The 578-nt window shown below is 43.9% G+C and carries 1 protein-coding gene; it reads right to left on the bottom strand.

Annotated features, from left to right (window positions below; genetic code table 11):
* Positions 1 to 578 (bottom strand): Ig-like domain-containing protein (locus AC1M9C_RS14890; RefSeq protein WP_481953972.1); only part of this gene is annotated, 578 nt, incomplete at both ends.

Here is a 578-nt window from a genome sequence, read left to right as displayed (position 1 = left end):
GTATCGTTTGTCGGCTTAAGCTCATCGATGGTTAATTCAGGCGCTACTGTGTCAACCTCGAAGCTCTCTGGCTGAGATTCACCTGTGTTACCTGCTTTATCTGTCGCTTTTGCAACTACGTCATATTCGCCATCTGCCAATTCAACTGATGGTGTATATGTCCATGTGTCACCTGTAACTGTCGCTGGACCTTCTGCAACAACTTTACCGTCTTTGTCTTTAACAACGACATTTACTGTTGTTCCTGGTTCAGTTGTACCTGTGATTTCTGGTGTTGTATCGTTTGTATCCGCAATTGGATCAATCGTTACATCGGTATCAGATGGTGCAGTTGTATCTACAGTTAATTTGCCATCCGCAGTTTCAGTCGCAGTATTACCCACCGCATCTTTCGCTTCAGCTTTAACTGTATATTCACCTTCTGGTAATTCTTCAGTCGGTGTGAACGTCCAGTTACCTTCTGGATCTACAGTCGCATCACCTGTTGCTACAGGGTTGCCATCTTTGTCTAAGATTTCAACTTTTACTGTTGCACCTGGCTCAGTCTTACCTGAGATTGTTGGTGTAGTATCGTTTGT

This window comes from Acinetobacter sp. 24-47-39, from assembly GCF_056783825.1.
This window is presented reverse-complemented; position numbering and strand designations above follow the sequence as displayed.